This window comes from Methylomonas methanica, from assembly GCF_001644035.1.
Taxonomy (GTDB): Bacteria; Pseudomonadota; Gammaproteobacteria; order Methylococcales; family Methylomonadaceae; genus Methylomonas; species Methylomonas methanica_A.
Genome location: NZ_LUUG01000099.1, coordinates 1 through 19,755, shown reverse-complemented (window position 1 = coordinate 19,755; position 19,755 = coordinate 1). Strand labels below are relative to the sequence as shown.

The following is a 19,755-nucleotide window of genomic DNA, read 5'->3' as shown; positions in this document are numbered from 1 at the left end:
ACTTGAGAGACGGTATCTACACCTGCTTTTGGCTGGAGATTTGTAATTGGCACTTTTGTTTCGTCTTGTGGTTTTCTGCCGATCCCCGAGCATTCAACCCCGCAAAAACCCAACGGCGCCATTGGCTGGTCCACATTTGGAATGGCTGCTTTCAATCCGGAATCGGTGGCTAATTTCATTGGAATACGCAAAAACGCTCATACTGCATTGACATCGGGTGTGGCTGTCCGTGGCATTCGATAGCCTCTATCGCGGTTGAGGCGCATACCCCGGCGACTGTTTGGCATTTTCAAACGCCATGGCGATAAGAAATATCACCCCTGCCGATCCGCCGGATGATTGACACCATCACCGGTTCGCACTTCGCCCAGTTCAAACGGGTTAACGCCTTCCAGGCAGGCGACGTTGTAGCCATATTGTTCCGGCATTGAGCGGCGCTGGTGGTGGGTATAGATGCCGCAAATCGAGCAAAAGTAATGTTTGGCGCTCATGGTGTTGAATTGATAAAGCTTCAGGACCTCTTCACCCTTAACGACCCTGATTCCCGAGAGCGGAACCGACGCCATAATCGCGCCTTTGCGCCGGCATAGCGAACAATCGCAACGGCGCGGATCGACGATGCCGTCGGGAAGATCGAGTTCGAGTTCCACCGCGCCGCAATGGCAGGTGGCGCGGTGTTTGGCATTAATGATTGTGTTGCCTACTTTTTTGATTATGTCGGACATGAGCGGTGTATCCTCTGTATTTTTTAAACATTGATTTTGTAATTCTTTCGCCGTGCATGCCGCGAAATCTGGTCGGCAGCTATGTTCAAGCCCAACGCGGCGGCGGCATGCGGCTCGAAGCTGGGACTGTATCCGCCATGCAATGCGATGGTTTTCGGGGACTCAATCATAGTGTGCAATCTGTCGGCTGGGGGAAATCAGGCTCGCAAGGGCCAAGCGGCGCAGACTTACACAGGGCGGCAGATAGAACCGTTCGAAGCGATTATTAGCCGTTAAGTTCTTTAACATAGACGCTATATTCAACTCCGTGAATTTCGGGAGTATGGGATACCCAACTAAACCCCATCCGTTGGTACATGGGCATGGCAACTTCCATGAGTTTACTGGTATGTAAAGCGAACACGGATGCGCCGTCTCGCTGGGCACGGTGGATACATTCTTCGGCCAATGCACGTCCGATACCGAGACCACGAGAGTTCGGGGCGACGACTAGCATCCGCATGATAGGCCATTCGGGCCGAAAAAAGTTCGCTTTCGGGGCGCTGGGGCCAATGTATGCAACGGCACCAACAATCTGCCCCCCACTTCGGCAACAATAATTTCCCCAACATCGGCAAGAGCAGACATGTTGCCGATCTTTGCCTGAAACGCGGGCCAATCCAAGTACACGTCCTTAAACTGCTCGAAAGCATCAAGCGCTAGCGCATTGACCTGCATCGTGTCGCCTTGCTGAAAATCGCGTAGTATGGTCAATGGAAGCTCTCAACGATTAAGGTTTGAATTCACCCGTCTGCACGGCAGTTTGCGCAAGCCCGGCGGTATCATTGGTTTGGCCTTCGCCGCCTGATTTCAGACTGAAGGATTTGGCAAACTCGCTTACCGCGCCGACAAATTCATCGGCTTGGTCCTGCATGATGAAATGGCCGCTGTTGCTAACGATGATATGCCGCGAATGACTGGACAGACGAGCCAGATCGTCCTGCTCTGCCTGTTGAATTCGGGCAAGCGCTTTTTCCGCTTCGACATCTTTGCCCGCTCTCCCCGCTTCGCGCGCGACGAAATCCAGATCCACCAGATTGCCGGCGGTTAGAACCAATAACGGGAGATTGCCTAAGCTGCCTGGATGCGGTGTGTCTGAATCGAGTCCTTGGCGCATCACGGCAATTTCATTGACCACCGCATGAGCGGTATCGGTGCGATTCTGTAGCGCCGTTTTCGCGGCCAGGATTGCCGCCGGTAGCGGAGAAGGCCTGCGGTCGGCATCGGCAATCCCCAACAGCCTTACGAGACCAATTCGGGATAACGGCTCGGCGATGGCAATCAGCATAGCTTGTTTGCGGTAGTCCCACGCGGCATAGGGATACTGGTGCATCGGGCTTTGCTCATGCGTCGAATCGACCAGGACCATGCCCTGCGTCTCTTCGGGAAACTGGTGATAGAAAGCGCGCACGTAGATTCCGCCGCGCGAATGACCGACCAATATAAACGGCGGCGAAATACCCGCATTGCTCAGTAGCGCATGCAGGTTTTTGGCTACCTCTTCCGGCTGGATGGCAGTATCTATGGGATCGCTCCAGCCCAGTCCGGGGCGATCATAGGCGCAAACGCGCATGGTCTGTGCAAGTTTGGTCTGAACCGGATGCCAGCTCAACACATTTTCGCCAAGGCCCGCTTCGAGAACCAGCGTTGGCGTGCCTGAGCCCAGGCAATAAAGATGGAGATTAACGCCATTCAATGAAATCATGCGCCCTGGCGGCGGGAATGCGGCAAAGTCGGCGGCGGTTCTTTCGGCTTGATAAATGGCTCCTGCCAGCGCGGCAAGACTGACGATAGCCACACCGAACAGCAAGTAGCGTAAACGCCGCGACAATATGTATGTCATGTCAGCCAACAGAAGGTTGGATGGTGCGGGTCAATCAAACCACATCCGAACCGGTTGTCGGGTTTCAACTTGCGCCCCTCCATCCCACGGATAAATCCATTTTTGATATTGTTAAAACGTTTAGCGTAATGACATCTATCATCGGCTTGAATCAGGGCTTGACCGCCTCGGTGACCAAGTTTGCCATGGCCGGCTGGTCGGATTCGCGCAGCGCTTTGATCACACTACTTCGGTTTTCCGGCGACTGGTTCTGGCTGACTTTCCACTTGCCTTGCAGCCGCGTCACGCTGATTTCGATGCCGATAATCTGTGTGATCAAGCGTTCGGTAAAATCGCCAGGCGCATCCGCTACAGACCAAGGCTCGGGAAAACCGGTTTCGAATTCCTCCGTCATAGCCTCCAATTGCCGGCGAATCCAGGCTAGATCGTCGATGATCCGTAGCGTGCCGTAAGCATGCACGGCGGCATAATTCCAGGTGGGCACCACCTTGCCGGTTTGTTGTTTGGTCGCATACCAGGATGGCGAAATATAGGCGTTTTCTGCTTGGAACACCGCCAACACTTCGATATGAGGATCGAAATCGGTCCACAGCGGATTCGAGCGGGCGATATGGCCGTGCAAACTACCACAAGGCGAACCGTCGTCAGTTAAATGAAGAGGAATGTGGTTGGCGTTGATGCCGTCGGCGGATAAGGTGACCAACGTCGCCAGCGGATAATGGCGTATCAATGTCTGCATGACATCGATTTTGGGTTCGTCGAAATGCTTAGGGATATACATGAGTGCTTGCTGTTTAAGTGTTATGGGGCAACGTGTAGTGTTTGGGCTGCTATTTGGATTCACTTAAGCGATCCGCACCCGAACCTATGCGCAGAGTAACTTTCAATAAAAAGTGTCGTCAGGCATTACGTTAATCGCCTTTTTCCAGAATGTGGGTGGTTATGCCGTCGATACTGGTCTGATTGTTTTTCGTCCAATAGTCCCATAATCCGTGTTCGCCTTGTTTCTCCGCCCAGTCCGAGAGTAATTCCCGCTCACCGGTATATGAAAAGTAGGGAACCGCCATACCGCAAGAGGTTTGCACCAGATCGACCTCGACGTCGAAAATTTGCCGGGCACCGGGTAGCGGTTTAAACCGGGTAAAAAGATCGTCCCACTCCGGGTCATACTGATGAACGACCTTCGCTGTGCCGTAAAGCCTTAAGATCAACGGAGCACCCTCAAAGGCGCAAAACAGAATGGTCATTCGCGGGGCTTGCTGGATATGCGCCGAGGTTTCGTTACCGCTCCCCGTGGTGTTTAGCCAGGCAACGCGATTAGGGCTCAGTACCCGCAATGAGTCCATACCCTTGGGCGAAATATTCACGCGACTGTCGGCAGTCGCCGTCCCGACGAAAAATAGTTTCTGCTCACTGATGAAATGGATATGTTTGTCGGATAGTTCGTTGAAGCGCTTGCCCATGGCTGTCTCGGTGGTTTGAATAGCTAACGGTTGGATTGGTTCATGTTAGCAAATTGCGCGAGCAATTGCGGCAGTTGCGACATATCATCGAATACAACATGGCCCGCGGTCTGATACGAAGAGGTCACGCCGGTTTGTACATAGTAAAGCGGCGTCATACCTGCTGCTATGGCAGCCTCAATCCCCACTTCACTATCTTCAATCACCGCGCACTGATCAGGCACAAAGCCCATAGCTTTGGCGGCATATTGGAATAAACCCGGATCGGGTTTCCAAGAACCGATCTCATACGAACTGAATAGATTGTTACCAAAATAAGCAGCAAGGCCGCTGACTTCCAAGGCCTGACGGATTTTTGGAAGCGGTCCGCTGGAGGCAATGCATTTTGGCGAGTTCAGGGTTGCGAGCATTTCCAAAACGCCTGGCATGGGTTTCAAATCACGCGCGAAGAGTTCCGCAACACGCTGGCGATAGTCCTGTTCAAACGCATCTTGCAGATTCAGGCCGAGACGGTTTTCAAGGTCAATCAGAATCGAGCTTAGTTTTTGGCCGCGATAGCGCTCGGTCAAACTCTCCAGTGGATCATGCAATTGCGGAAGCAGATCGAGAAAGGCTTGATTGCACAGTCCCTCGCTGTCAACCAGCGTGCCGTCCAAATCGAAGATGACACAAATATTGTTCATAGCGAGAAGCTTGTTACGCGTCTGAAGCGGACCAAGACCGACGATATGATCAATGTTGGCGGCTTGGGCGGATTTTTATGGCATAGGCCTATTGACGCCATTTTTAGAGTACCCCAGCCAGCGATTCTTTGAGCGGGATGTCGGCATGAAGCCTGTACCAGTTATTGAACCTCTGACGATAGGATTCAAATGGTTCGTGCAGTGCTATGCGCGGATCGTTACTCAGGGCGTAGGCCATGCCTTCGATCAACCAATGCTCACCGCTTAGCAGCGACAGGCTGCCAAAGTGATCGGCCTGCCAATGATGGATGAGCTCATGCGCCACGTAGTGTGGCTGCCAAGCTCGCGGCGCGATGACGATAGCGAAACTGCCCAAGGTGAAGCCAGCCTTGTTAGCTAGCCCGAATGCAGACCGGCATTGCTCCGTGCTACAGAAGATGATCTTCGGCTCGCCGATAGACAAGCCCCATTGCTTGGCAAGATAACTTTTTGAGTCGTTGAGTAGAGATTCCGCCGCCGCAAGCTGAGAAAAATCGTCTATGCATAGCTTTTGTTCGTTGCAATGGACGCCAAATGCTTCCGGAACCAGCACCCGAACCGGTTTGAAAAAGGCCAACGCCGAAATCGGTAACAGCAGGAAAATCACGACCAACCATCTAATGAATCTCATCAACCTTTCTCCATGGCAACTAGGCGAGCGCTTAGCCATTTGTAGCCAAATTCTGTCTCATTTTCCGACCGCCAACCGGAATAAGACCATTATGCTGATAAAAACTTAATGTTCGCTCAAATTCCGGGAGCGGCGGCGTGCATAACTCCATGCACGACCAACTCCGCTGTTGTCCATAGGTTCTGACCTGCTCAATCAAAAGTGTGCCAACACCCGAACAGCGAAACTCGGGAATAACGTAAAACTCCTGAATGACGCCTATTTTGCCGCCGGCATATAAGGCATAGGTTTCGGCGATGGTTGCGACGGCAACCGGGATACTATCCGACCAGCCAATAATAGCCGCGTAGTGGCCAGCGGATAACAAGGCTTCACAGCGCTGAACCGTACCTTCCAAATCAATATCAAAATGCTGCGCATGTGTACGCTCACAGATTTCCTGAGTCAACTGGACAACCAGTAAACCAATAACTTCTGCGTAGTCTGGCGTTGCTTGAATAAACTCCAATTTCATTCTCGTACTCACATGCGGCAGCTGCTTAATTCAAGTTCGCTATTTTGGTTTGATGGTTAGCATTTGATCACCTCCGCGTTGAAACTCGTAAGCAACCTTATTAATCTGCACATCAAAACCTCGGCTGGCAAATTCTTCGCTAACAAGAGAAAGATAAGGCGATACCGATCCATCCAGCGCAAGCAGCGGAAATATCCGCACTTCCCTAGCGACGCGCAACATTTCCTGTAACGCCTGAAGATGAAACGCCGCCGACAAGTGTGCGCTGTACAAAAACAAAAAATGCGACGACAAGGCAATATCGAATTGCCCGTTTGCAAAAGGCAATGTCGGTAACTCTCCAGCGATGTATCGACCTTGCTGCTTGCCCAAATCGAAATCGGCGAGGAAAGTATCCATGGCCGACATGCGGATTTCTCCGAGCGCGCCTATTGATGGAATGACATCCCAGATGAAGTCGTTTTGGTTTTCACGCGTCTGCGCCATGACTGTTTCATAGGTTTCGGCAATGCGACTTTTGATTTGATCGACAGAAAAGATATACACGGGGTCAACCGAAACGACAGCACCGCCACGCTTGGTTAGCTCAACGTTAAATCCTGCTGGCCCGTCACCGCAACCCAGAATATGTTTGCCAAGATCGGTCTCGGTCAGGCCAAACATACCGATATATTCCGCGTACGAACGCCCCCAGGGCACGACCTTGTCTAGTGTAAAAGCCAACTCAATACTCCTTAATGTTCTAGGTTTCTAACCCGGTTATTGCACGTCTGAATGTTTGGCAACCAATCGGCCGATGCGGCCAAGATGGGTAAAGCCGAATCCCTCCGGATACTTGAGTCCATAGCCCAGCGCCCTATCAAAGCCAATGTGGGCACACCAGATTAAACCGGCACATTGCAGTACCGGGAACGGAAGCATAAAGCCGATCATCAGGCTGGCAATGGCACCGATCTAGGAGTGCGCAGTGTTATAGCTAATGGCACCAACTTTGGCGCCGGCGAAATAACCGAGCAAAGAAATATCGGGCACCAGGAAGTAGATTGCGAAAGTAGCCCAGTCCAAGCTGAATTTTGAGTAGGCGACGCAGGCCGCAACCAATACGCAAAATCCCTCCAGTCGCAACAAAACGCGAACGGCCCCCATAGTTTCACCTAACATTTGGACTCCAACAATTTCTGCATAGAAACTGATTATTTTGGGTTAATTACAACCCAGATTAATGTCTTGCAACAACTGTCAGTATTGACAGGGCATGGTGCGAAATTTGTAAGCGCTGTTGCGTCATATGCTCATTATCCGGGTATAACCACAAGCCAGGATTTTACGGTGTATCGACACGTTTTCCCGGCATATTGCGTTTCACTCCGCCCCCATGAATGCCAGCATTAAAGTCATTTGCGCCGCCAACATGGGAACGCCGGTCTGAATTGCTTTCCCTTGATTGGCAGCCTCTTGCAGCAATTTCGTCATTTCCGGCGCGATCACGCAATCGGCTAGCAGATCACAGTACCCCGATTAGCGATTTGCTGATCGGAAGCTCATCGTCCGGGCTCATGCCGAGCGGAGTGCCGTTGATCGCGATGTCGTAGTGCGAAGTTGCCGGGATTGCTGTGCTTACCTCAAGTTGAGGATACACATGACGGACGCGCTCCGACAGAGCACTCGCCCGATCCCACGTACGATTATGTATGCATAGCGAAGCGCAACCGTATTTTGCCAGCGCGAAGGCAATGGCCGACGCCACACCTCCGGCTCCTACCAGAAGAATATTCGCCCCCTTCACGCAGTGTCCGGTGGCGACCAGTCCGGAAACAAAACCCTCACCGTCCAGCATAGTGCCAATCAGACGACCATCACCGTTTCGGCGAATGACGTTCACGGCGCCGACTAAGCTCGCCTCGGGCGTCAGCTCATCAACTAAGTTGGCGGTGGCGATCTTGTGCGGCATGGAAACGACAGCACCCCCAAAGTTTTTCAAAGCGCGCAGGCCGGCAATAAATGCGGGAAAGCCTTCCGCCGAAACATGCATGGGGAGCATGACAAAAGCACCCAAGAGTTCCTGTTTACTCAGTAATGTGATGTCCATGGCGGGCGTTCTAGCCTGGCTGACAGGGTCGGCTATTACGCCAAGTATTTTGGTGCTGCCAGTAATCGATGCAAGCATGCTTTTTGAATTCTGCATAAAAGTGAGTCATTGTCCCTTTGCATGTCATGTTGGATGATATTGATACACCCCATATTCCCAATAGCCGCCGCCCGGCTTTGACGGACCAACCCAATTTCTGGCTAATAATTCCTGGGCTATGAAGTAATTTACGAAACCATGCCCCACCAGCAAAACACGTTGATGCTCATGCGCTATGTCTATCAATGTCGATGCCGCAACTTGCGCCCGCCTTTTTGCCATTGCGAGCGACTCGCCATTTTGAGCGAAACCAAGCACCGACATACATCGCAGTAGCACGCCCCAGGCGCCCACCGACATCGTCAACGAACCCGTTTTGAAATGAGGTGCGGCAATTTCCCGAAACACGGGGTTGCTCAGCACAATGTCGCGAAACCCCAGTGCCTTGGCCGACTCTAAAGAACGAGTAAAATCACTACAAACGGCAACATGGCATGCCGATGCACGCTGCTTGGCGTTTGCCGGCGGTTCGTCCGCTATACCGGATAAATCATAACGGCTGATAATCTCGCCAACCTCCCGCGCTTTGGCTTTGCCTTTCAGCTCGAATGTCGGTTTGCCGTGCCTGATTAATGTAATTTCCATAATGCCGCACTTCGCAGATTTAACCTGTGCTTGAGGAAATGCCAATCATTGGTACGATTCCGGTGCTTAGGCTCGATGTTGCCATTTGCATGGGGACAAATGCAACGCCTTTGTCCTCGATGCCAGGCCCTTGCGGCTGAAAGCCTAGCCGCTCATAAAACGGCACGGCGGGCAGAGAGGAATTGACCGTGAAGGTTTCCGACGGACTTGCGGCCAGCGATAACTCGATAGCTCGCAACGCCAATGCCGTGCCGATACCTTTGTATTGAAACGCGGGCGCCACGAACAGATGAAAAACATGCCGCGCGTCGCGGACGGCAACGACACCGGCAAGTTCATCGCCGAACAAGCCCAGCAAATAAAGGAAATCGGCTTTGGTGATGTAACTACCGATAGCGTGGACGGAAATGCTCGAAAAAAACAACTCAGCGCCGTCACCGGCTGGAGTAACCGTACAGCAATCAGCAACACTGCAAATCAGTTGGCTGATACGGTCAGCATCAGTAGGTAGGGCATGACGGATGATCAGCGGCGAATTCATAGCGATGCGTTGGTTTCGATGCTCATTGGTTTGTCGTGATAAAGTCCGGCAAGTTGTCGTAAACCTGCTCGACGGTTGGGTTTTCGGTTAAGGCTTTGACGACGGTCGGCAAGGGTTCCGCCCGGATACCGGGCAAATCTTGTTCCGAAGGGTTCACAAGCGGAAACGCCAATTTTTCCAGCGGCGGGCAAAAATCCGCTTCCACGCCGGGCTTGTTGCCGCGCGCATCGATCCGGTACCAGCCGTATTGCTGGAGGTAAACCGCGTTCAAACCGTGCAGGCAATGAGGGGGCTGGTCGCCGTCTATCGTCAAGCGCTGGTAACACAGCCCGGCCGGAATGCCATTGGCGCGCAACAGCGCCGCCAGCAAATGGCTTTTGGCGTAACAGTAGCCGGTGCCGTGGATTAATACCTCCGAGGCTTTACAGGTCACCGGATTCAGCCGGTAGTCCCAACTATGCTTGATCTCGTCGCGGACGAACTCGAAACAGCGTTTGGCAATTTCTTCCTCACCAGCACAACTCTCCGCCAACTTTGCGGCTTGCGCCACGATCGCGGGATGTTGGCTGTCGATATAAAGGCTACTGTCCAGGTAGGGTTTCATCGCCGGCGATTGATTCACCGCGCTTTCGATTTCCGCTAATACCTCGGCAAGCAAAGAGGCTATTTCCGGCGCGGCCAGCAAGTCTGCGTCGCCGATATTCGCGCTCGGCAGCGGCAAGGTGATCGACGCCGCTTCGATCACCTTGGCCGACATAGTGATCAAGGTTTCCCGGAGTGCAGCATCGGCATGACAGGCGCGTGGCGAAGCGTTCAATACCGCCACCGGTTTGTCAACAAACCTCTCGAATGCCACCAACCAATCCAGCGCATTTTTGATAGTGCCGGTAACGCCGTGGGCATATTCCGGGCTGGCGATCACTAAGGCATCCGCCGAGGCAACTGCGTTGCGTAATTGGATCGCAACGTCTGGAGGCGCGCTTTCTAAATCCGGATTGTATAAGGGCAGTTCGCCGAGCGCGGTAAACAAACAGACATCGATAGAGGCCGGCGCCAAAGTTCTTAGGGCCCGCAGTACGGCGGAATTGATGGACGCCGCCCGCAAACTGCCGGATAAAGCCAGTATTTTCATTGCAAAGCTAAATGTTAAATGCCAGGGAAAAGTGGTGGCTGCTCAGTCGAAAGCCTTTGTTAAGATACAATCGATGAGCGGAAAAGCGCTGATAACCGGAATCCAAGTGCACGCCCTGACAGCCGTGCGCTTGCGCATGTTCGATCAGCCAATCGAGCAAGGCGCCGGCAAAACCTTGCGAAGTCTCGCCGCTTAGCGTGGCTAAATCGTCGATATACAGTATTTTGCCCCAGGCCAAAAACTCGGCGAAACGGAAACCCGCTACGCTTTTAACGGCGCCTTTCTGTCTAACAGCTAGGATTTGGTAGGTCTGCGCTTGCTGGCGGCGAACCTGGGCCAAAAACTGGTCCGCCGTGAGATGCGGACGCAGTTCGCTAAACACCGGAAAACAGGCTTGAATTTCGGCGTCGGTATTGGTAATAAAAATATCGAAAGTCATGGGATATGGCTAAACAAAAGGATGGCAGTTGGCTTAAAAACGAAATACCGGGAGCTGAAACGCCTGCCAACTTTGTTAGATTAGACGCTATTTGCAATCATCTAACAACTGTCAATATTGACAGCTTATATCGCCATTTTATTTTGCTGATAAATATTCCAGCCATATTGAATTTCGGCGTTTTCACTCTTTAGGATAAGCTTTCGAACAGTTCTAACGACGGTAAACCCATGAAAGCTTGGCAAGAAATTCAACTTCAAGCGTTGCAGACTAATGATAGTGAACATCAGCTTTTTCAAACCATCGTTTCGTTGGCTGCGGAATTGGATTTTGATTACTGTGCCTATGGACTTAGGTTGGTGCTGCCGCTGAACAATCCGAAGATCGTGAAAACCAGTAATTATCCAACGGCTTGGCAAGCACAGTATCAAGCTAAAAACTATTGTGCGGTCGATCCCACCATCAAACACGCCCTGTGCTCGACTCTACCTATCCTCTGGACGGACGGTTTGTTCGCTTCGACGGCGGAGTTTTGGGAGGAAGCGCATTCGTTCGGGTTGCGTTATGGTTGGGCGCAATCCATGCGGGATGTCCATAGTGCAACTGGCATGCTGACTTTAGCGCGATCCGATGAGCCGCTTAGCGAAACCGAGCTTGCAGCCAAGGCTTTCAAAATGGCTTGGTTGACCCAAAATGCGCATATTGCCTTGTCGCGCCGTTTGTTGCCAAAATTGCTGCCGGAAGCGGATACCAAATTATCGAACCGCGAGATTGCGGTACTACGCTGGACTGCCGATGGCAAGACTTCTGGCGAAATAGCCAGCATCATGAAAATAACCGAGCGGACCGTTAATTTTCATATCAACAATGCCGCGACGAAATTGAATGCGGCCAACAAAACCTCGGCAGCCGTCAAAGCGGCGATGCTCGGTTTTTTGTAACAACCATCCACCCGGATTCCATCCAAGCTTAGCCAAACCCAACCACCGTCACAAAGCGAAACCAAAGGGTGCCAATGATGCAGCTTGAAGCCCAAGTCGCGAAGCGATATGGCACCCAGTTTACCGCCATGTAGATAATGGCATGGATACACCTGAGTATAACAAAAGCCCAAGCGAGGGTGATTTGAACGTTGTCGGCTTCTTTCACTATAAGCATCAATAGGCAAATCACATAAAAAAGCGCTGGTACTTGCATTAGATTATTGAAAGTTCGAGCGGGACGTTCGAATCGATCATCCGCTGGGATATCGGACTTAAAATCCGCAAAATATCCGATCGATGCATGCCCGCGAATAACCGCCACATTGCGCGCAACGACCATAATCAGCCAAACCAAAGCCGTCAGCGTAAAGAGCGCGGCCATGGGAGAAACGAGCAATTCCGGTCGTACAGAGTGATGTTCACCGGCTAATAGCCAGAATAACCAAGCTACGGCCGAGCCGACAATCATGCAAGGAGCTGTGTAAATCCGCAGCAACGAGACATTGGTGGCAGTAGAATTTATTGGCGACATATACGATTTCCTTATGAACGTGGTTTGCGGAATAAGCCCTGGTTGATATACTTGCAATATGCAACTAATTATCCCATTTCAATTGCAAAACGCAAGTAAATAAGCCAGATGTCCGACTTGAAACTCGAAAATAGATGCCCAATTGATTATGCCCTCGAAGTGTTCGGAGACCGATGGACGTTGATCGTACTCCGCGATCTGATGCTAAGCGGCAAACGGCACTACCGGGAGCTGATGACTTCGAAAGAAGGAATAGCAACTAATATTCTGGCTTCTCGATTGAAGAAAATGGAGGCGGACGGACTCGTTATCCGCAAACATAAGCCCGAAGACAAGCGCCAAGTGTTTTATGAGCTGACGGACAAAGCACTTGATCTGATCCCTGTGCTACTCGAAATTAGCCGCTGGAGCGTGATTTACGACAAACATACGGCAGCCCCACCGGAACTCATGCGCCGCTATCAAGAAGAGCCGCAGCAGCTAATAGCAGATTTGCAGGAAGCGGCACGGGTCCGGCAAACCTGATCGTGTTTGCAACAAAAACGAAAATTCGGAGTGGCTGTCTACGTTTTGCCAGAGAAAAATTTTGTAGGACATTTTTATAACTTCCACCGTCCCGAAATTTTGGACTGATAGCGAATACCAGTCATCAACAAGACCGGCAACAGCCAGAACAGCTTGTTAATTCGACTCGTCGTGCCGCTAAAACCTGCCACATCGACCGTTCGATTATGGGCACACAACCTCATGGTATTTCGTCTTTTGCATTCAGCGCCGAGACTCAAGTGGGTTCACTTGTGTCGAGATGCATCACTTGCTCACGCCTCGCTCCGCTGCCGGCTTGGTCCGAGAGCCGTGAGAACTGTTCATGAATATGATAGCCCCGATGATGATAGTCGATGCACTCAGGATGCGCGGCGTGAGTGGTTCTTGCGCGAACCAGTTGCCTAAAAATACCGCCACCAGCGGATTAACATAGGCGTACGTTGCTACCAGCGAGATCGGCGCATTCTGCAGCAACCAAGCGTAGGATGCGAAACCGATCATCGAGCCAAACACTATCAGATACGCCAAGGCCAGCCATGAGTCGGCCGATACCTGGGCAAGGCTGAAGACACGCCAGTTTTCGCTTAGGACGCTGACAACCAACAAGGCAAATCCGCCGGCCAGCATTTCCGCGCCCGTTGTCATCAGTGCCGTCTTCGGCAAATCTGCGGTCTTGCTATAGATAGAACCAACGGCCCAAAGCAAACTGGCGAGCAATAGCGCCGCCACACCGGGCATATTTAAGGGCATACCGTCCGAAAACACCGATGGACCGACCAGCAGGTAAATTCCGATAAAACCAATGACTAGGCCGACCAATACGCGTAGCGTCGGTCTGGCGCCGTTAGGTCTGAGTGCGTCGGCAATCACCAGAAACATAGGCACGGCACCGATGATTAACGCGGCGACGCCGGACGGGACGGTTTGTTCGGCCCAACAGACTAAACCGTTGCCGCCGAGCAATAACAAAGTGCCGACAATGGCGGCTGAACGCCACTGCCGCAAGGTCGGCACGGCATCGCCGGACAGACGCCGCCAAGCCAGCAAAATGACGCCGGACACGACAAAACGCAATCCGGCCGAGAAAAATGGCGGCAGCGTCTCGACCACAAAGCGGATCATCAAATAAGTCGATCCCCACACCAGATAAACGGCCAACAACGCGGCCCAAATCTTCGCCTTCATTCTGTAAACGCCTGACTAATTACAGTTTCTACGTGCTCCTCTGCCAGCCAAGAGCGTAACAACCAGGACGTATATTTTTTGTTGCCAATAATTGAGGTTGGTGCCATGCAACAGCCTATCGGTTGGAAAATCGGTTAAAGCGTATCGAAGCTTTGCTAAGACATGGGTTGCCGACTAGGGCAAAGGTTTGTAACCCGCCACGCATCCGGTAATGGCAAAGCTTACGCGATGATAAAACGTCCATCCGAGTGAAAGTGTTGAAGAATGCCAAATACTTGGGAGACGACTGTTAATCCTAAAGGGATTGCTTATTTCTTCCGCAATAAATACCCGGAATAGGCCACAAAATCTTGGCCGTTGATCGTCTCCAGCCGAACGGTTTCCTGCATGCCTCGTCCCAGTCCAAGAATGACGGCTGCATTTTCCGATACCGGTGCAATGGGAAAAGTCAGATTATTCATGTCGAAAGCGGGGATGGAATACTCCAGCATCAAAAAACCATCCCGTTCGCGTAGGGCGCATTTTTCCGGAACCATCGCCTCGCCTTCGGCGAGATTCACAATCTCGTAATCGCCCAGACGGTTACGCATGGAGGCAGGAATCGGTACGGGTTGAATTTTTTCGCCCAACACAAAGGTTTGGCCTTGCCAATGAGCCAGCGCCAGATCATGTCCGTCGACATGGCGTACCGACACGCCGGCTTCGGCCAGTTGCTTGGGTTGTACCGGTATCAAACCCAACAGCTTGTAGCGAATGCCGAATTTGCCGTCGTCCCTGCCGACCAAATCCATGCTGCTGCCGTTCAGTTCGGTGGCCAGGGTATCGCCATCCGCCGTTAACTTGATGTAGCCCAGCGCGGTTGCATATTGCCCGGCCGCCAGTTGCTGTTCTTGCGGGGTTAAGCCGCGGGTTTCGATCACGGGTGTTTCGGCGTCCTCCGGCAGCGGCTGGCCGGTTTTTATCGCAATCGCCAGTTTTAGCGCCTTATCGGTGACTTTGTCGATCAAGTCGCCGGTGGGCGGGGAGTTAGCCAGCACGACCACGCCCAGCTTGTGTTCCGGCACCACCGTCAGCAGGCTCCGGTGAAACAGCGTGGCTCCGCCGTGTGCGGCCACATCGCCGATACCGGGCTTGCTGGTCAAGAACCAACCCAAACCGGTTTTGGTGCCTACATCCAGCGCCACGTCCTGGTTTTGCTGGCGTAGCATTTCATGCAGGGTTTCCGGCTTCAATATGGGCCGGCCATAGGCTTTTCCGTCCGCCAAGACCATCGCGATAAAACGGCTCAAATCCAAGACATTCGCGTTCAAGCCCCCGGCCGGCATATCGCGCAGTGCCACTTCCGTCTTTTCCTGATCATTCTTATAGGCTTTCGAGGCCAGTTCTCCCGCTATGCCCTGCGAAAATGCCGCATTCGTCATACCGAGCGGTTTTAACAGCTGCCGGTTGGCATAACTGCTGAAATCCTGGCTGGTAAGCCGTTCCAGCATCGTCCCTAATAAGGTAATGCCCAGATTCGAATAGGCAAAGATGCGATTGGGAGGATAGGCGGCGTACTCGTCTTTCAGCGGGTCGACAAGCTGACTGAACGGTACGGGATTCTTAGTCCACATGCCATTGCCTCTATCGCCCGGCAAACCGGAATGATGGGTCATGATGTTACGCGGAGTTATCGGTCCGGTATCAGGAAAACGGCTTTTGATGGCGAAATTCGGCAGATAAGTTTGCAACGGCCGATCAATATCCAGTTTGCCTTGCTCGACCAGTTGCATGACCAACGTATCGGTAAAGAGCTTGGAGATGGAGCCGGTTCGATAAACCGTTTCCGGTGTGGCGGCAATCTGCCTGGCTTGATCGGCATAGCCGAAACCTTGAGACCAGACGATCTGCTGATCATCCACCACGGCGATGCTCAAGCCTTCCACATCCTGTTCGGACATTTCCTGTTCAATCAGCCAGGAAAGATGAGCCTTGAGATAACTATAATCGCCGTGTTGTACAGTATCCGGCTTTAGCGGCGGAGAACCGGCGCAACCGCTTAGCAAAAGCAATATCGCGCTTAAATATGTCAAATAGGTTTTCATCTGGTCCTTGAAGGGGTGATCATCGATTAGTCGGCCAGCAAGATTACAAGCCCTTGTGTTTGGTGCTTTGAGGCTTTTACCAAAGCTGATTTTGGTGCGTGGATGGTATTAGGCGAGCCAACTGTAGTCAAACGTTTTAACAGTGCGGCCTTGAGCCTACGCGAAGGCAGACTCTGACATCGTAGTTAGTTGCGCGTTGAATGATGATTGCGGCGTTCATTTCTGGGTAACGGGCTGAATTAGTGTGTTGGCATGTTAGCAAACTCAGCCGGTAATGGGTTCGGAACGATCATGCCCCTACCCCAACCGGAAACGCCGTCTTATCCACCACCCGCCGCAACACGAAGCTGGTGTGCACCCCACTGACACCCGGAATGCCGGTGACGCGATTCAACAGCAATTCCTGGTAGGCGTCCAAGTCCTTGACCATAACCTTGAGCTGATAATCGGCGGTCTGGCCGGTGATCAGCAGGCATTCCATCACTTCCGGAATGCCGGCAACCGCCGCTTCGAAGGCGCTGAAACGTTCTGGCGTGTGTTGGTCCATCGAGATGTGGATCAAGGCCGTCAGCGTCAGACCCAAGGCTTTGGCATCCAACAGTGCCCGATAGCCGACGATCAGGCCGCCCTCCTCCAACGCCCTCACCCGCCGCAAGCAAGGTGACGGCGACAGGCCGATGCGGTCGGCCAGTTCCTGGTTGCTGATGCGGCCGTCGGCTTGCAGGATGTTCAAGATTTTAATGTCGTATCGATCCAGCTCCATAAAATATCCCTTATTCAGACAATAAAACAATTAAATAAATATTTTTACATTAATACGGCAATATTCTATCAATAATTAGTATTTTATATAGCATAAACGCAATCGCCTAGCGGACGGTTTGGCTTATCTTATCGGCATCCCATTTACCGAGAGTAAGCAGCCATGTTGAACGACCCTTCCCGCAAATATCGCCCATTCCCGCCGGTGGCGCTTACCGACCGCAGATGGCCTAATCGCACGATTAACCAAGCGCCGATCTGGATGAGCACCGATTTGCGCGACGGCAATCAGGCCTTGTTCGAACCGATGAATGCCGAACGCAAACTGCGTTTGTTCCATACTTTGTGCGCCATTGGCTTCAAGGAAATCGAAGTGGCGTTTCCCTCAGCTTCGCAAACCGATTTCGATTTCGTGCGTCGCTTGATAGACGGCGCGTTGATACCCGACGACGTGACCATAGAAGTGCTCAGCCACGCCCGCGAGCCGCTGTTGCGCCGAACCGTCGAAGCCTTGCGCGGCGCACGTTCGGCCATCGTCCATATCGTCAACGCGACATCCCCACCGTTTCGTGACCTGGTATTGGGCATGAGCCGGACCGAAGTATTGGCGATGGCCGTCAATGCGGTGCGGCTGGTCAAACAATTGACCGCCGACCAGCCGGAAACGCAATGGCGCTTGGAATACAGCCTGGAAACCTTCACCGCTACCGAATTGGATTTCGCCGTCGAGTTTTGCGATGCGGTCAGCGCCGCCTGGGGCGCGACACCGGACAACAAGATTATCCTGAATTTGCCATCGTCGGTGGAAACGGCGACGCCAAACGTTTACGCCGACCAGATCGAATGGATGCATCGTCATATTGCCCGCCGCGACAGCGTCATTCTCAGTGTGCATCCGCACAACGACCGCGGCACGGCGGTAGCCGCCGCCGAACTGGCGTTGATGGCTGGCGCCGAGCGCGTCGAGGGTTGTTTGTTCGGCAACGGCGAACGCACCGGCAACGTGGATTTGGTGACGCTAGCGTTGAACCTGTATACCCAAGGCATCGCACCGGGCTTGGATTTTTCCGACATCAATAAAGTGGTGGGCGATTTCGAGGCTTGTACCGGTTTGGCCGTGCCGCCGCGCCAACCCTATGCCGGCGAACTGGTGTTCACCGCGTTTTCCGGCTCGCACCAGGACGCGATCAAGAAAGGTTTTGCCGCCCAGCAGCCCGGTAGCATCTGGAACGTGCCGTATCTGCCGTTCGATCCGGCCGACGTCGGACGCGGTTACGACGCGGTGATCCGCATCAACAGCCAGTCCGGCAAAGGCGGCATCGCCCATTTGCTGGAAAGCCATTATGGCATCGTACTGCCGCGCCGCCTGCAGGTGGAGTTTTCGCAAGTGGTGCAAGGCCATGCCGACTGCCAAGGCGGCGAAATCGGTGCGGAACAGTTATGGCGATTGTTCGCGCAGACTTATCTCGATGTGGCAAAGCCCTTGCGTTACCTGGGCCATCAATTGTACGAGCATGCGCAAGGGCAAGGCATACAGCTGCAAATCGAGTGTGACGGTGAACCGCGCGATTTAACCGGCGTGGGTAACGGACCGATAGCCGCGGCCGTCCAGGCTTTAGGCTCGCTCGGCGGCGCGGTGTCGGTGTGCAGCTACGAGGAACGCTCGACCGGCAGCGGCGGCGATGCCCAGGCCTGCGCCTTTGTCGAACTGGCGGAAGTGAACGGCCCAACGGCCTTTGGCGTCGGCATGGACGGCAACATCGTCACCGCATCCATCAAGGCTCTGATCAGTGGCTATAATCGCTTGGCCGACGATACCGTCTGGCAACACCGCGAGTTTGAAAACGCTGGTTTTACCGCGAATAGCACGCCAGACGTAACCCCTACAAACTGAAACAGGAGACAACATTGAATACTTACCGCTGGAACGCCCAGGATTATGCACAACACTCGCATGCCCAACAGCAATGGGCTAAAGAGATGATGGCTGTTTTGCAATTAACCGGCAACGAAACCGTACTGGATTTAGGCTGCGGCGACGGCAAAGTCACGGCGGAAATCGCCCAAATCGTCGACTGCGGCACGGTGGTCGGCATAGACAACTCGGCAGCGATGATAGCGCTGGCCAAACGCCGATACCCGGAAAAGCAGCACCCCAACCTATCGTTCCGGGTCATGGATGCAGGGAGTTTAAGCTTTATCAAAGGTTTCGACGTGGTTTTCTCCAACGCGGTGCTGCACTGGGTCAAGCAGCACCAACCGGTTATACCGAAGCCTAAAAAGCAGTGGCAAAATCCTGCTGCGCATGGGCGGCAAAGGCGATGCAGCCGACATGCGGGCGGCGATTGACCGGGTAAAGGATACGGCCCCATGGTTGCAGTATTTTATCGGCTTCGAGTTTCCGTACACCTTTCCAGGGGTCGATGAATACCGGGTGATGCTGGAAGCGGCCAGATTTACCGTCAAACGGCTCGAACTCGTCGCCAAGGATATGGTCCACCAAGGCCAGGATGGCTTGGCGAGCTGGATTCGAACCACCTGGATGCCTTATACGCAACGGATTCCGGAGAACCTGAGAGAATCGTTTATCGAAGCGGTTTATTCGAGTTACCTGGAACAAGTGCCGTTGAGCGTGGATGGCACAGCCCATGTGGCGATGGCCTTGCTGGAGGTTGAGGCGGTGAAATCGGCTAATCTGAAGCCCGCGTATTAGGGAATAGCGAAACGCATTCGGGCGAATGGAAGAGACTTTCATTTTTGCGAATGCACTTCGCAATTCGCGCGGCCTTCATACTCAAGTGCTTACCTGATTGTGTCAGTACGGCCGATTCTGTTGAAAAA

24 protein-coding genes and 1 pseudogene are annotated in these 19,755 nt (G+C 52.9%); 5 read left to right on the top strand and 20 right to left on the bottom strand.

The genetic code is table 11. The annotated features are described in order from the left end of the window. Positions 1-314 precede the first annotated feature (314 nt). From A1332_RS18520 to A1332_RS18450, 16 genes and pseudogenes are all read right to left on the bottom strand, one after another. Positions 315-725 (bottom strand): GFA family protein, encoded by a 411-nt coding sequence (locus A1332_RS18520; protein ID WP_197491510.1) that lies wholly within the window; start codon positions 723-725, stop codon positions 315-317. A gap of 23 nt (positions 726-748) precedes the next feature. After that, positions 749-895 carry a hypothetical protein gene (locus tag A1332_RS25410; RefSeq protein WP_157204049.1) on the bottom strand — a complete coding sequence of 49 codons (147 nt, stop codon included), beginning with the start codon at positions 893-895 and terminating at the stop codon, positions 749-751. 95 nt (positions 896-990) lie between these two features. After that, positions 991-1,383 (bottom strand): GNAT family N-acetyltransferase, encoded by a 393-nt coding sequence (locus A1332_RS26570; protein WP_197491509.1) that lies wholly within the window; start codon positions 1,381-1,383, stop codon positions 991-993. A gap of 111 nt (positions 1,384-1,494) precedes the next feature. Further along, a complete protein-coding gene (locus A1332_RS18510) occupies positions 1,495-2,607 on the bottom strand; it encodes an alpha/beta fold hydrolase (protein ID WP_064009913.1) in 1,113 nt (370 codons plus the stop codon). Positions 2,608-2,758: 151 nt separating this feature from the next. After that, a complete protein-coding gene (locus tag A1332_RS18505) occupies positions 2,759-3,388 on the bottom strand; it encodes an FMN-binding negative transcriptional regulator (protein ID WP_064009912.1) in 630 nt (209 codons plus the stop codon). 130 nt (positions 3,389-3,518) lie between these two features. Beyond that, entirely contained in the window at positions 3,519-4,070 is a 552-nt protein-coding gene (locus tag A1332_RS18500; protein ID WP_064009911.1) for a pyridoxamine 5'-phosphate oxidase family protein, read from the bottom strand. 23 nt (positions 4,071-4,093) lie between these two features. Then, the gene (locus A1332_RS18495; RefSeq protein WP_064009910.1) at positions 4,094-4,753 is read right to left on the bottom strand and encodes an HAD-IA family hydrolase; all 660 of its coding nucleotides are present in this window, start codon (positions 4,751-4,753) and stop codon (positions 4,094-4,096) included. 103 nt (positions 4,754-4,856) lie between these two features. After that, entirely contained in the window at positions 4,857-5,423 is a 567-nt protein-coding gene (locus tag A1332_RS18490) for a hypothetical protein (protein ID WP_064009909.1), read from the bottom strand. 31 nt (positions 5,424-5,454) lie between these two features. Beyond that, positions 5,455-5,937 carry a GNAT family N-acetyltransferase gene (locus A1332_RS18485; RefSeq protein ID WP_064009908.1) on the bottom strand — a complete coding sequence of 161 codons (483 nt, stop codon included), beginning with the start codon at positions 5,935-5,937 and terminating at the stop codon, positions 5,455-5,457. 39 nt (positions 5,938-5,976) lie between these two features. After that, complete coding sequence (locus tag A1332_RS18480) at positions 5,977-6,660, bottom strand: hypothetical protein (RefSeq protein ID WP_064009907.1); 684 nt, start codon at positions 6,658-6,660, stop codon at positions 5,977-5,979. Between the two features lie 36 nt (positions 6,661-6,696). Beyond that, positions 6,697-7,083, bottom strand: a pseudogene (locus A1332_RS18475) (DUF4260 domain-containing protein). Between the two features lie 358 nt (positions 7,084-7,441). After that, positions 7,442-8,122 (bottom strand): shikimate dehydrogenase family protein, encoded by a 681-nt coding sequence (locus A1332_RS18470; protein ID WP_082879773.1) that lies wholly within the window; start codon positions 8,120-8,122, stop codon positions 7,442-7,444. A 27-nt stretch (positions 8,123-8,149) separates the two neighbouring features. Continuing rightward, on the bottom strand, positions 8,150-8,710 hold the full coding sequence (locus A1332_RS18465) for a histidine phosphatase family protein (protein ID WP_064009906.1): 561 nt from the start codon (positions 8,708-8,710) through the stop codon (positions 8,150-8,152). A 19-nt stretch (positions 8,711-8,729) separates the two neighbouring features. Continuing rightward, positions 8,730-9,251 (bottom strand): GNAT family N-acetyltransferase, encoded by a 522-nt coding sequence (locus A1332_RS18460; protein WP_064009905.1) that lies wholly within the window; start codon positions 9,249-9,251, stop codon positions 8,730-8,732. A 22-nt stretch (positions 9,252-9,273) separates the two neighbouring features. Then, positions 9,274-10,383, bottom strand: coding sequence for an NAD(P)H-dependent oxidoreductase (locus A1332_RS25015; RefSeq protein WP_082879772.1), 1,110 nt, complete (start codon positions 10,381-10,383; stop codon positions 9,274-9,276). A gap of 7 nt (positions 10,384-10,390) precedes the next feature. Next, positions 10,391-10,822 carry a GNAT family N-acetyltransferase gene (locus tag A1332_RS18450; protein ID WP_064009904.1) on the bottom strand — a complete coding sequence of 144 codons (432 nt, stop codon included), beginning with the start codon at positions 10,820-10,822 and terminating at the stop codon, positions 10,391-10,393. A gap of 230 nt (positions 10,823-11,052) precedes the next feature. Here A1332_RS18450 and A1332_RS18445 point away from each other — a divergent pair, with 230 nt between their 5' ends. Then, positions 11,053-11,763, top strand: coding sequence for an autoinducer binding domain-containing protein (locus tag A1332_RS18445; RefSeq protein WP_064009903.1), 711 nt, complete (start codon positions 11,053-11,055; stop codon positions 11,761-11,763). A 28-nt stretch (positions 11,764-11,791) separates the two neighbouring features. Here the strand turns inward: A1332_RS18445 and A1332_RS18440 are convergent, their stop codons facing one another. Further along, complete coding sequence (locus A1332_RS18440) at positions 11,792-12,337, bottom strand: MAPEG family protein (RefSeq protein ID WP_064009902.1); 546 nt, start codon at positions 12,335-12,337, stop codon at positions 11,792-11,794. A 108-nt stretch (positions 12,338-12,445) separates the two neighbouring features. On the opposite strand from A1332_RS18440, the gene A1332_RS18435 reads away from it, so the two are divergent. Next, entirely contained in the window at positions 12,446-12,862 is a 417-nt protein-coding gene (locus A1332_RS18435; RefSeq protein WP_064009901.1) for a winged helix-turn-helix transcriptional regulator, read from the top strand. Positions 12,863-13,147: 285 nt separating this feature from the next. Here A1332_RS18435 and A1332_RS18430 read toward each other — a convergent pair whose 3' ends face one another. The 3 genes from A1332_RS18430 to A1332_RS18420 form a co-directional block, all read right to left on the bottom strand. Next, entirely contained in the window at positions 13,148-14,068 is a 921-nt protein-coding gene (locus A1332_RS18430; protein ID WP_064009900.1) for an EamA family transporter, read from the bottom strand. Positions 14,069-14,376: 308 nt separating this feature from the next. Beyond that, on the bottom strand, positions 14,377-16,152 hold the full coding sequence (locus A1332_RS18425; RefSeq protein ID WP_064009899.1) for a serine hydrolase domain-containing protein: 1,776 nt from the start codon (positions 16,150-16,152) through the stop codon (positions 14,377-14,379). Positions 16,153-16,441: 289 nt separating this feature from the next. Next, a complete protein-coding gene (locus A1332_RS18420; RefSeq protein WP_064009898.1) occupies positions 16,442-16,915 on the bottom strand; it encodes an Lrp/AsnC family transcriptional regulator in 474 nt (157 codons plus the stop codon). Positions 16,916-17,077: 162 nt separating this feature from the next. Between A1332_RS18420 and leuA the strand changes: the two genes are divergently transcribed. The 3 genes from leuA to A1332_RS26125 are packed head-to-tail and all read left to right on the top strand — an operon-like array spanning position 17,078 to position 19,627. Then, complete coding sequence (gene leuA, locus A1332_RS18415; protein ID WP_064009897.1) at positions 17,078-18,808, top strand: 2-isopropylmalate synthase; 1,731 nt, start codon at positions 17,078-17,080, stop codon at positions 18,806-18,808. Between the two features lie 14 nt (positions 18,809-18,822). After that, on the top strand, positions 18,823-19,263 hold the full coding sequence (locus A1332_RS26130; protein ID WP_231890357.1) for a class I SAM-dependent methyltransferase: 441 nt from the start codon (positions 18,823-18,825) through the stop codon (positions 19,261-19,263). After that, the gene (locus tag A1332_RS26125) at positions 19,247-19,627 is read left to right on the top strand and encodes a hypothetical protein (protein WP_231890356.1); all 381 of its coding nucleotides are present in this window, start codon (positions 19,247-19,249) and stop codon (positions 19,625-19,627) included. Before A1332_RS26130 ends, A1332_RS26125 begins: the two co-directional genes overlap by 17 nt. The last annotated feature ends 128 nt before the right edge of the window (positions 19,628-19,755 follow it).

What these genes read in the sequence shown, in the direction of transcription:
- A1332_RS18520 (WP_197491510.1), bottom strand. Translation starts at nt 725, where the DNA reads ATGTCCGACATAATCAAAAAAGTAGGCAACACAATCATTAATGCCAAA.
- A1332_RS25410 (WP_157204049.1), bottom strand. Translation starts at nt 895, where the DNA reads ATGATTGAGTCCCCGAAAACCATCGCATTGCATGGCGGATACAGTCCC.
- A1332_RS18510 (WP_064009913.1), bottom strand. Translation starts at nt 2,607, where the DNA reads ATGACATACATATTGTCGCGGCGTTTACGCTACTTGCTGTTCGGTGTG.
- A1332_RS18505 (WP_064009912.1), bottom strand. Translation starts at nt 3,388, where the DNA reads ATGTATATCCCTAAGCATTTCGACGAACCCAAAATCGATGTCATGCAG.
- A1332_RS18500 (WP_064009911.1), bottom strand. Translation starts at nt 4,070, where the DNA reads ATGGGCAAGCGCTTCAACGAACTATCCGACAAACATATCCATTTCATC.
- A1332_RS18495 (WP_064009910.1), bottom strand. Translation starts at nt 4,753, where the DNA reads ATGAACAATATTTGTGTCATCTTCGATTTGGACGGCACGCTGGTTGAC.
- A1332_RS18490 (WP_064009909.1), bottom strand. Translation starts at nt 5,423, where the DNA reads ATGAGATTCATTAGATGGTTGGTCGTGATTTTCCTGCTGTTACCGATT.
- A1332_RS18485 (WP_064009908.1), bottom strand. Translation starts at nt 5,937, where the DNA reads ATGAAATTGGAGTTTATTCAAGCAACGCCAGACTACGCAGAAGTTATT.
- A1332_RS18470 (WP_082879773.1), bottom strand. Translation starts at nt 8,122, where the DNA reads ATGCAGAATTCAAAAAGCATGCTTGCATCGATTACTGGCAGCACCAAA.
- A1332_RS18465 (WP_064009906.1), bottom strand. Translation starts at nt 8,710, where the DNA reads ATGGAAATTACATTAATCAGGCACGGCAAACCGACATTCGAGCTGAAA.
- A1332_RS18460 (WP_064009905.1), bottom strand. Translation starts at nt 9,251, where the DNA reads ATGAATTCGCCGCTGATCATCCGTCATGCCCTACCTACTGATGCTGAC.
- A1332_RS25015 (WP_082879772.1), bottom strand. Translation starts at nt 10,383, where the DNA reads ATGAAAATACTGGCTTTATCCGGCAGTTTGCGGGCGGCGTCCATCAAT.
- A1332_RS18450 (WP_064009904.1), bottom strand. Translation starts at nt 10,822, where the DNA reads ATGACTTTCGATATTTTTATTACCAATACCGACGCCGAAATTCAAGCC.
- A1332_RS18445 (WP_064009903.1), top strand. Translation starts at nt 11,053, where the DNA reads ATGAAAGCTTGGCAAGAAATTCAACTTCAAGCGTTGCAGACTAATGAT.
- A1332_RS18440 (WP_064009902.1), bottom strand. Translation starts at nt 12,337, where the DNA reads ATGTCGCCAATAAATTCTACTGCCACCAATGTCTCGTTGCTGCGGATT.
- A1332_RS18435 (WP_064009901.1), top strand. Translation starts at nt 12,446, where the DNA reads ATGTCCGACTTGAAACTCGAAAATAGATGCCCAATTGATTATGCCCTC.
- A1332_RS18430 (WP_064009900.1), bottom strand. Translation starts at nt 14,068, where the DNA reads ATGAAGGCGAAGATTTGGGCCGCGTTGTTGGCCGTTTATCTGGTGTGG.
- A1332_RS18425 (WP_064009899.1), bottom strand. Translation starts at nt 16,152, where the DNA reads ATGAAAACCTATTTGACATATTTAAGCGCGATATTGCTTTTGCTAAGC.
- A1332_RS18420 (WP_064009898.1), bottom strand. Translation starts at nt 16,915, where the DNA reads ATGGAGCTGGATCGATACGACATTAAAATCTTGAACATCCTGCAAGCC.
- leuA (WP_064009897.1), top strand. Translation starts at nt 17,078, where the DNA reads ATGTTGAACGACCCTTCCCGCAAATATCGCCCATTCCCGCCGGTGGCG.
- A1332_RS26125 (WP_231890356.1), top strand. Translation starts at nt 19,247, where the DNA reads ATGCGGGCGGCGATTGACCGGGTAAAGGATACGGCCCCATGGTTGCAG.